Below are 9,744 nucleotides of genomic sequence, written 5' to 3' on the forward strand. Positions count from 1 at the left end.
CCGGCGGGGGGGGGGGGTGGCCCGCCCCCCCCCCACCACCGCCCCGGTCCACCTGCCTCACCCATCGGGAGAACCCATGAATGCCAGCTTCGCCCGCCCGACCCGAGCGCGTCACCTGCTCGCCGCCGCACTCGCCGCGACCCTGCTGTTGACCCCGAGCCCGGCCTCGGCCGCCGGCGATCCGACCGCTCCCGCCGCGGTCGCCGATAACTGCCCCTGGGGCTACACCACCTCGGCCACGGTCTACTTCGGCCGGGGCACAGCCGACTCCGGCGTACCGAACCGTGACCTCGGCGACGGATGCACGATCATGGACGCCATCTGGGCCGCCGCACCGTTCGCCGACCACGGCAGCTTCGTGCGTACCGTCAGCGGGCTGGCCACCGCGCTGCGCCAGGACGACGTCATCTCCGCCGAGGAGGGCGCGAGCCTCGTCCGGGCGGCGGCCAACTCCGAGATCGGTACGCCGCAGCCGACCCCCGGGACCCGGGCGCTACCCGACGACCGGATTGGCCTGGTCCTCTACACGGTGCGGGCCACCATGCCGACCGCCCCCGAGACCACCCTGGCTGCCCTCGCCGCCTGCGGCTACCGCAACGCGGAGCCCTCGGGCGCGGTGAACAACTTCTACGGCAAGCGGGCCGACGCGCTGGCCCCGCTGGTGGCCGACGCCGGGCTGTCCGTCCCGTCCATCGGGATCGGCCTCGGCGACCTGCAGAACAACCTCGCCGGCGTCATCGCCAACGCCAACGCCTTCGGCGCCAAGTACGTCCGGATCTCCGGATCCGGCTCCTGGAAGCTCGACGACTACGCCCGGGTCGCGGCGACCCTCAACACCGTCGGCGCCGAACTGAAGAAGGCCGGCATCACCGTCGCCTACCACAACCACGGGTTCGAGTTCACCGCGCAGAACGGCGTGCGCGGCTACGACGTACTGCTCCGGGAGACCGACCCGAACCTAGTCGCCATGGAACTCGACCTGTACTGGGCCAGCAGCGTCGGCGCCGATCCGGTTGACCTGGTCACCCAGTACCCCGGCCGGTTCGCCCTCTTCCACGTCAAAGACATGGCCGCCGACGGCTCGTTCGCCGACGTGGGCGAGGGCACCATCGACTTCGCCCGCATCTTCGCCTACAGCGAGATGGCCGGCGTCGACCACTTCCTTACCGAAAACGACAACCCCCGCCCGGACGGCGTCTCGTCGGCCTGCGACAGCTACGCCGGTCTCCGCGCCGTGCGTTACTGACAACTCCCGACACGCCACCCGTTCGCCCGCTCCGGCCCAGGATCAGATGCCTCGGGCCGGAGCGGGCGATCTCCCTCATGGACCTTGTTCCACCAGGTCCACCGGCCGGACACTGGATCACGACCCGTACCGCCGGCCACGTCTGCGCGACAAGTCCCAGCCGTGACCCCGTCCGCAGAGCGAGGAACGCTATGAACACCCAGTTCCGACCAACGGGGACCCAACCGTCGACGCCCGGCGCCGCCGGGCCGGCCGGCCTGCCCGTGGAGCTCAACGGCATCAATGTGATTGCCGAAAAGGAGCGCAAAGGCCGGCCCCGCGACCTGTTCTGGCCCTGGTGCGCCGCGAACATCGCCGTCCTGGGCATCAGCTACGGCTCCTTCTTCCTCGGCTTCGGCGTCTCCTTCTGGCAGGCGACGATCGCCGGAGTGCTCGGGACGGTCGTCTCGTTCCTGCTCGTGGGCTTCGTGTCGTTGGCCGGCAAGCGCGGCTCGGCACCCACGATGATCCTCAGCCGGGCCCCGTTCGGCGTACGCGGCAACGCCCTCCCGGCGGCCGTCAGCTACGTCCTGCTTGTCGGCTGGGAGACCGTGCTCTGCGCCCTCGCCACCCTGGCCACGGCGACCGTCTTCGACCGTCTCGGTTGGGGCAGCGGCAACCCCACGAAGGTCGTCGCGTTCCTCGTCGTGGCGCTGGTCGTCGTGCTCGCCGGGGTTCTCGGCTTCGACGCCATCATGCGCCTGCAGGGCATCATCACCATCGCCACCACCGTGCTGACCGTCGGCTACCTCGCGTTGACCGCCGAGCACGTCTCCTGGGCCACGGTGTCGTCGGTGCCGGGCGGGTCGGTCGAGGCGTTCATCGGCACCCTCATCTTCGCGATGACCGGCTTCGGCCTCGGTTGGGTCAACTCCGGCGCCGACTACGCCCGCTACCTGCCGCGGCGCGCGTCGAGCCGAGGCGTCGTCGGCTGGACCACGTTCGGGGCCAGCGTCGCGCCCATCGTCCTGGTCGTCTACGGCCTGCTGCTCGCCGCCTCCGACGAGCAACTCAGCAGCGCGATCGCCGCCGACCCGGTCGGCGCCCTGACGGCGCTCGTCCCGACCTGGTACCTCGTACCGTTCGCGATCGTCGCCATCCTCGGCCTCATCGGCGGCGCGGTCCTGGACATCTACTCGTCCGGCCTGGCGCTGCTCACCCTGGGGCTGCGTGCCCCCAGGTGGGTGGCGGCGGGCGTCGACGGCGTCCTGATGATCCTCGGCACCATCTACATCGTCTGGATCGCCAGTAGCTTCATCGGCCCCTTCCAGGGCTTCCTCATCACCCTCGGCGTACCGATCGCCGCGTGGTGCGGCGTGTTCCTCGCGGACCTCGCGCTGCGCAAGCAGGCGTACGCCGAGGCGGACCTCTACCGGGCCGACGGCCGATACGGCTCGATCGGCGCGGCCGCGGTCGGGCTCGTCGTCGCCGGCACCGCCGTCGGCTGGGGGCTGGTGACCAACAGCCTGGCCTCGTGGCTGTCCTGGCAGGGTTACCTGCTCTCGGCGACGGGCCTCGGTGGCCGGACCGGCGGCTGGGCCTACGCCAACCTCGGGGTGGCGGCCTCCTTCGCCATTGGCTTCCTCGGCTACCTCCTGCTCGGCCGGCGCCGCGTCCGCGCCCAGGAACGCAGCGCATGATGCGGTCAGTCCCGGCATAATCCCAGTTGTCCCTGGGACGGAAAGGATGGGCGATGAAGCTCGGCCTGCACTACTGGAATTTCTCCACGCCCGCCGACCCATCGCAGATGGCCGGGACCCTGGCGGAGACCGCCCGGATCGCGGAGCAGGCCGGAGTGTCCGCGTTCACGGTCATGGACCACTACTTCCAGATGGAATTCAGCACCAAGGCCGAGGAGCCGATGCTCGAGGCCTACACCACCCTGGGCTACGTGGCTGCGAAAACCGAGCGGATGACCCTCGGCGTCCTCGTCACCGGAGTCATGTACCGCTATCCCGGCCTCCTCGCCAAGATCGTCACCACGCTCGACGTGCTCTCCGGCGGGCGGGCCCGGCTCGGCATCGGCGCGTCCTGGTACGACCGCGAGCAGCGCGGCCTCGGCGTACCGAGCGTCCCGGTCAACGAGCGCTTCGAACGGCTCGAGGAAGCCCTGCAGATCTGCCTGCAGATGTGGAGCGACAACAACGGCCGGTACGACGGCAGGCACTACCAGCTGGCCGAGACGCTGAACGTGCCCCCGCCGATCAGCCGGCCGCACCCCCCGATCATGATCGGAGGCGGCGGCGAGAAGAAGACCCTGCGGCTCGTGGCCCGCTACGCCGACGCCTGCAACCTGTTCGGCAACAGCCCGGCGGAGGTCGCGCACAAGCTCGACGTGCTGCGGGAACACTGCGCCGCCGAGGGCCGGGACTACGACAGCATTGCCAAGACCGTGCTGGTCATGCGGCCGCCGCTGAACGACGTCGACGCGTTCGTGGCCGAGGTGGCCGAGTACGCGGCGCTCGGCGTGACCGAGGTGCAGACGATGCCGGACCGCCACCCGGTGCAGTTCGCGCAGGAACTGGCCGACCAGCGGGTGGCGGCGCGGCTGGCCGAACTCGGCTGAGCCACCATCGGCTCCGCCGCCTGGCGCAGAACCTACGGCAGGCGGTCGGGGCTTCTTGTGACCGGAAGCGGAGGAGGGTCACGGTGGCAGCGACCGGCACTCCTGGTCCCGTCGGAGAGCCGACGTGGCTGGCGGTCGGCGCTTACTCAGTCCTCCTCGTCGTCCCCGCGCCGACGGAGCGCTCGCTCGGCGATCCGGCTGGAGAGCTTGCCCGTCGCCCATTTGGCCCGATCGAGGGTCTCGTTGCCGAGGCGCATGGCGGCACCAACGCCGTCTGCTCCTGTCTCGAGCGCCTTGTCCCTTACCTCCACGGCCGCGTCCGCCCATCGTCTCGCCTCCGACGACTGTCCAGCACGCTCGATCCCGAGCCGGCCGTGGAAGTCGACGACGGCGATCGAGACATGGTTGCTCGACTGCACTACAGCCGGGGAGTCCATCGGGTGCAGGAGCACCTTGGCGTTGGCCGTGCCCGCAGCCGCAAGCATGCGAGCCAGCAGTCGCTCGGTACTGCGTGAGATGAGTTCCAACCGCTTCTGCCGGGCAGCCCGAAGTGCGAGGCGATGCCGGTCGAGCTCTTCCGGAGACGCGTCCAGCACGCGGTCGAGTTCGAGCACGGCGGTCGCATCGTGCAGTTGGAAGCACCGAGCCAGAACAGCGAGCCACTCCTGAACCTTGGACTCCGCTTCCCTGGACGCCTTGGCAAGGTCACCGATCTTGGTCTTGCGCTCCAATTTCTCCGCGAGTGCATCGAGCTGACGTAACGCGTACCCCTGGGTTCGTGCGATCGTCATCGACGTGGCCTGCACCTTCGACCACGTGACCTCGGAGACCCGGCCCACCTGCTCCCGGATGGTCATGGCCTCCTCGATGACGAAGTCCACCCCGATCATGTCCGCCAGCACAGCGTCTTGCTGGGCGTGGAGCACGTCGTCGACCTTCTCGTCGATCGTCGCGAGATAGTCGGTGATCTCGTCCATGGTCTGTTGCATCGCAAGCTGTGCCATGAGCCCCGCTGCGCCAGCCAGGAGCGCAGGGTTGGTCAGAGGTGATCCCTTCACGAACTGGAGATTCTTGACGAATTGGCCATTCTGCCCGCGCAGGGTGGCATGGAGGTTGCCGGAGGACGAGTTCTTGACCATCGGGAACTTCGTCGCGACCTTCGCGGACTCCTCAGTCAATTTCATCCAGCGACCTGAGTTGGCGGCGATCTGAGAACCTGCCTGTGCGACTCCCGCCGCCTTACCGAGCGCGGGTCCGAGCCGATGCAGTCCGAGGTCCTTCGACGGCAGCCCCTCGGAGACGAGGAAGCGTTCGACCACCGCCGGTTCACCGATGACAGCCAGGCCGTCACCGTCACTGATCAGCTGAATCTCGTTATCCATCGTCGGCTCCTGAGGCACGGGCAGGGTGAACTGCTCTTCACAGTTGAGGGTCTGCCTGATTCCGGGATCGGCTCCGCCTGCTGGCCTGTACCCATGGCGAGGCACCCGGGAGGCGTGGATCAGGCGACGAAGCGGGTCTCGCGGCGGCGGGCGATCAGGTAGCCCGCCGCGCCGGCAACGAGCAGCAGCCCACCGACGGCGGCGATGAGGCCGGTCGAGGCGCCGGTGATCGGCAGTGTCGGGCCGTCGTCACCGCCGCCCTGACCGCCGTCTCCGCCCCCGTTGCCGGTCGGGTTGATGATGATCTTCGCCGAGTTGTTCTGCGCGTTCGGGTCGCCGTCCAGCGTCACGGCGAAGGTGCCGGTGGCGTTCGGCACCACCTCGTCGATGCGGAGCGCGAACACGAACGGGGCCTCACCGCCTGGCACGATGTCGGGGGTGGGACAGGCGTACTCCTTGGCACCCGGCTCGGCCAACTGGGCGTTCCCCGCGTTGTGCTTCTCGCCCGGCACGTACGGCACACAGTTGTCCACATCGACGGCGGTGGTCCCCGGTGGGAGGGTGAGCCGGACCGGCGGCTTCTTGGTCTGGGTTTCGAGCGCAGCGGGACCGAAGTTGGTGAAGCTCGGTATCACAGTGACGACGTCACCCTTCTTGCCGCTGGCGGTCGCGCCCTTGGCCGCCAGATCCGCCGGGTTGTTGCCGGTCACGTTGATCGTCGCCAGGGTGAAGTTGTTCTTGCGGTCCACGTCGGTCTGCTGGACCTTCGCCTTCCCGCCGGTCTGCTCGAGCAGGCGTAGTTCGCCACCGTGACCCGGCTCGAGGCCAAGAATCGGCCATTTCCGGAAAATCAGCAGCCAGTCGTCCTTGGTCCACCAGTCGAGGGTGACCGGGAGCTCGGCACCGGTGCGGGCCTGATCGCTCAGCTGTAGCGGGAGATCCTCGGAGAGCTGGTAGGACTTGTTCGCCTCCAGCTGCGTGTCGAAGGTGCAGACGGCGCTGAAGCCGCCGGACGACGCGCAGTTGGAGTAGTCGCCGACGTACTTGACGAGCCAGCTGGCCTGCAGCATGAGGATCGTTCCGTTGGCGGTGGTCGCACTGCCGTTGCGTACCACGCCGGGCAGGTCCACCCGGCTGCGCGGGGCGCCGCTGACCTCGACCGTCTCGTCGCTGACCAGGTCGACACCCTCGGCGATCGTGATGCGCGCCGTCGCGCTGGCGGAGATACCGCCGGAGGTGATCGTGACCGTGAAATCAGCCTGCTGCCCGGGGGTCGCGTCGTCCTTGCCGGTGAGCGTGTAGTTGAACCGGGGGTACAGGCGCTTCGGGATGTCGGTCTCGCAGTGCAGCTTGCTCGGCGACGCCGCGCACGTCCAGCCGTCGGGCATTGGCTCGACGGTGGCGACATCCTTGACCTTGGACAGATCGACGTCGAGCGTGGTCCTGCCGAATTGCCACTGGTCCTCGTCGTCCCTGGTGGGCTGCGCCATGAGCCATCCGTGGGTCGAGTGGCCGGGGGCGAGGAGTTGGTTCGGCGCGGCAACGGTGAAGGGAGGGGTATCGGCGACCGCGGGGGTCGGAGCGGCCGCGACGAGCACGCCTACGACGCTCACGCCGGTGAGCCAACGCCGGGTGGAGTGCTTGAGCATGGAGGTCCTCCCGTGAGCGCGCCTGGGGTGGCCCACGGATAGTAAGGAGTCGTTGAAACGCGCCGCTGCCCCTGCGTGCCTCGGCCAATCGATTTCGACCGAACGGCTGACCCGGATCCGCGCCGCGGTCTGCCGGGACGCCGTGAACGCCTTGCAGACCCGGATCGCGGCGTGGCTGGCCGAACTCGCCTGATCCACCATCGGCGCTGGTGTCTGGAACGGCACCTATGTCAGGCAGCCAGCGGCTCTGGCGACCCCGAAGCGTAGGTGGATTACGGTTCCCGCGACCGGCTTTCCTTCCGCGATCAGCTCGGCCTGCTCGCCGGCGAACAGTGGTGTTCCCGCACCCAGCAGGAGCGGAACCAGGTGGATGCGTACCTCGTCGAGCAGGTTCGCCCTGAGCATCTGGCGGGCGACGTCGGCCCCCAGCACCAGGACGTCCTTGTCGCCGGCGGCCTGCTTGGCCCGCCGAACCGCGGCCCGCAACCCGTCGAAGGCGAACGTGCCGCCGTTGTCGCCGAGCAGGTCCTGCCGCGTCCGGTGGGTCACCACGAAGCTCGGGACACCGGGCCATGGCGTACCGCCCCACGGGCCGAGGCCGAGATCGAACGTGCGCCGCCCGATGACTGTCGCGCCAACGGCCGCGTCCACTTCTCGGCGCACCGCTGCATCAATCTCGCCCTCGGGCCCCTGCGCAGCCATCCATGCGTGGAGGCGTTCGCCGCCGTCCCCCATCGGCTCTGCCTCGCGGACGTTCGGCCCCGCCGTGAACCCGTCCAGGGACACCGACACGTCCAGCACGACCTTGCCCATCGCCAACCTCCACCACACCCGCGGCGCCGCCGTCCGGCACCGTCACGGGGTAGTCGGTGCCGACCCGGCGGTCCCGACATCGGGTCTCGAACAGGGTGGGCGTTCGTGTCGCGGCCGGCCGGCCCACGTGGCGAGGAGCCCGGCGAGTGCTCGGGCGGGGCCCAGCGATCTGGTGACCATCGGCAGACCCGCCGAGATTTGCGTGAGCGGGTGGTTCAGAAGGTTGACTTCGGCGCCGTCGTGTTCCGCTCGATCTGGGTCGGGCCGGCGGCCGAGGGGCGGACGTCGAAGTCGAAGATCTCGGTGGGGAGGTAGACCGTCGCGCAGGAGTTCGGGATGTCGACCACGCCGGAGAAACGGCCCTCGATCGGCGCCGCCCCCAGGATCAGGTACGCCTGCTCCGGGCTGTAACCGAACTTGGTGAGGTAGTCGATCGCGTGCAGGCAGGCGCGCTGGAACGCCAGCTGCGAGTCGAGGTAGCGCTGTTGCCCGTCCTCGGTCACCGAGATGCCGGAGAAGGCCAGCCACTGGCAGTACTGCGGGTTGACGTTGCCAGGCAGGAAGATGACGTTCTCCGAGACGCCGTACTTGCGCATCCCGTCCTTGAGCAGGTCGACGTGCAGGTCTACGAAGCCGCCCATCTCGATGGCACCGCAGAAGGTGATCTCGCCGTCTCCCTGCGAGAAGTGCAGGTCGCCCACGGAGAGGTTGCCGCCGGGCACGTAGACCGGGTAGAAGACCCGCGATCCCTTGGTGAGGTTCTTGATGTCCTGGTTGCCGCCGTTCTCCCGGGGCGGCGCGGTCCGCGCAGCTTCGGCTGCCGCCTTCTCGTAGTCGGAACCGGTCAGTGAGCCGAGGATCGCGTCCTGCGCCAACGGCGGCAGGGACAGCGGCGGCACCCGGTCGGGGTCGGTCTCGCGCAGTGCGCTCTCCCGCTGGTTCCACCTGGCGAGCATTTCCGCCGAGGGCGCGGTGCCCATCAGGCCGGGGTGGATCATGCCGGTGAAGGACACCCCGGGGATGTGCCGTGAGGTGGCTCGCTGCCCGCTGAAGTCCCAGATCGCCTTGTACGCGTCGGGGAACTTGTCGGTGAGGAACCCGCCGCCGTTGCGCTTGGCGAAGATGCCGGTGTAGCCCCAGCCCTGCCCGGCGAGTGGCCCGGAGTCTTCCTGCGGGATGGGGCCGACGTCCAGGATGTCGACCATCAGCAGGTCACCCGGCTCGGCGCCCTGCACGGCGAACGGGCCGCTCAGGGCGTGCACGATGGACAGGGGCGCGTCCCGGACGTCGTCGGCCGAGTCGTCGTTGTGGATCTCGCCGTCGAACCATTCCCGGCAGTGCACTCGGAACGTCGCGCCGGGCTTGACCGTGGCCACCGGCGGGATGTCGGGGTGCCACCGGTTGTGGCCGAGCTTTTCCTGCTCCGTGAACTTCTTCGCCGAGTCCAGAGCAAAGATGACCTCGGGCATGATGACGTCCCTTCGCCACACCGTACGGTGGTTGTCTCGGTCGTCCGGCGTGGGTCCCGCGTCGCGGCGCCCGCCGGTGGGGTCAGATCCGGGGTAGGCGGGCCCGAGCCGGGTTGGTCGGTGCGGCTGCCGTGGCGCGCGTGCCGGGGATGCGGGACACCACCTGAGGCGCCTCCGCGCTCGCCCCGGCCCGGTCCAGGGCCGCGCTCAGTGGGCGGGACGTGCGGGCCAGCAGCGGCGCCGACCAGACGCGGCGTGCGTCGCCGTGGCAGGCGGCGCACCGGGCGACGAGAGCGGCCTCACCCAGGGGCAACCGCAACTCGAAGTCGCCGTGGACGGAGCACCGATACTGGTACGTCGCCACGCCGGTCTCCCTTCAGGCAGCACCGCCCCCGCGCCGCCGCAGCTGACGCGGGGCACCGCCGGACACCTCAAGAATCGGGCAGATCCGGCTGCCCGCGCAGGGCAACGGCACGGGCGGACGCGGCGGACGCCCGATCGGGTGACAACAGCGGGGTGGCTTCGCCGGACACCGGCCGTGGAACGGAACGAGGGTGCCGGAGTGTTCCGGCACCCTCGT

8 protein-coding genes are annotated in these 9,744 nt (G+C 69.5%); 3 read left to right on the forward strand and 5 right to left on the reverse strand.

The features are described from left to right. Positions 1 to 76 precede the first annotated feature (76 nt). From ACWEVO_RS19205 to ACWEVO_RS19215, 3 genes are all read left to right on the forward strand, one after another. Positions 77 to 1,246 carry a sugar phosphate isomerase/epimerase family protein gene (locus ACWEVO_RS19205; protein ID WP_452308886.1) on the forward strand — a complete coding sequence of 390 codons (1,170 nt, stop codon included), beginning with the start codon at positions 77 to 79 and terminating at the stop codon, positions 1,244 to 1,246. Positions 1,247 to 1,437: 191 nt separating this feature from the next. Beyond that, positions 1,438 to 2,925 carry a purine-cytosine permease family protein gene (locus ACWEVO_RS19210; protein WP_452308887.1) on the forward strand — a complete coding sequence of 496 codons (1,488 nt, stop codon included), beginning with the start codon at positions 1,438 to 1,440 and terminating at the stop codon, positions 2,923 to 2,925. 53 nt (positions 2,926 to 2,978) lie between these two features. Further along, complete coding sequence (locus ACWEVO_RS19215; RefSeq protein ID WP_452308888.1) at positions 2,979 to 3,851, forward strand: LLM class F420-dependent oxidoreductase; 873 nt, start codon at positions 2,979 to 2,981, stop codon at positions 3,849 to 3,851. Between the two features lie 146 nt (positions 3,852 to 3,997). On the opposite strand, the gene ACWEVO_RS19220 is transcribed toward ACWEVO_RS19215, so the two are convergent. The 5 genes from ACWEVO_RS19220 to ACWEVO_RS19240 all read right to left on the reverse strand — a co-directional run bounded on the left by ACWEVO_RS19220 (position 3,998) and on the right by ACWEVO_RS19240 (position 9,528). Continuing rightward, the gene (locus ACWEVO_RS19220; protein WP_452308889.1) at positions 3,998 to 5,233 is read right to left on the reverse strand and encodes a hypothetical protein; all 1,236 of its coding nucleotides are present in this window, start codon (positions 5,231 to 5,233) and stop codon (positions 3,998 to 4,000) included. Positions 5,234 to 5,352: 119 nt separating this feature from the next. Further along, positions 5,353 to 7,107 carry an LPXTG cell wall anchor domain-containing protein gene (locus tag ACWEVO_RS19225; protein WP_452308890.1) on the reverse strand — a complete coding sequence of 585 codons (1,755 nt, stop codon included), beginning with the start codon at positions 7,105 to 7,107 and terminating at the stop codon, positions 5,353 to 5,355. Further along, positions 7,108 to 7,695, reverse strand: coding sequence for a dihydrofolate reductase family protein (locus tag ACWEVO_RS19230; protein WP_452308891.1), 588 nt, complete (start codon positions 7,693 to 7,695; stop codon positions 7,108 to 7,110). Between the two features lie 215 nt (positions 7,696 to 7,910). After that, complete coding sequence (gene fmdA, locus ACWEVO_RS19235) at positions 7,911 to 9,164, reverse strand: formamidase (protein ID WP_452308892.1); 1,254 nt, start codon at positions 9,162 to 9,164, stop codon at positions 7,911 to 7,913. 82 nt (positions 9,165 to 9,246) lie between these two features. Then, a complete protein-coding gene (locus tag ACWEVO_RS19240) occupies positions 9,247 to 9,528 on the reverse strand; it encodes an FmdB family zinc ribbon protein (protein WP_452308893.1) in 282 nt (93 codons plus the stop codon). Between the last annotated feature and the right edge of the window lie 216 nt (positions 9,529 to 9,744).

The organism is Micromonospora sp. NPDC003776, from assembly GCF_053605645.1.

Excerpts from the sequence above, each read along its gene's own strand:
- ACWEVO_RS19205 (WP_452308886.1), top strand. The coding sequence starts at position 77 with ATGAATGCCAGCTTCGCCCGCCCGACCCGAGCGCGTCACCTGCTCGCC.
- ACWEVO_RS19210 (WP_452308887.1), top strand. The coding sequence starts at position 1,438 with ATGAACACCCAGTTCCGACCAACGGGGACCCAACCGTCGACGCCCGGC.
- ACWEVO_RS19215 (WP_452308888.1), top strand. The coding sequence starts at position 2,979 with ATGAAGCTCGGCCTGCACTACTGGAATTTCTCCACGCCCGCCGACCCA.
- ACWEVO_RS19220 (WP_452308889.1), bottom strand. The coding sequence starts at position 5,233 with ATGGATAACGAGATTCAGCTGATCAGTGACGGTGACGGCCTGGCTGTC.
- ACWEVO_RS19230 (WP_452308891.1), bottom strand. The coding sequence starts at position 7,695 with ATGGGCAAGGTCGTGCTGGACGTGTCGGTGTCCCTGGACGGGTTCACG.
- fmdA (WP_452308892.1), bottom strand. The coding sequence starts at position 9,164 with ATGCCCGAGGTCATCTTTGCTCTGGACTCGGCGAAGAAGTTCACGGAG.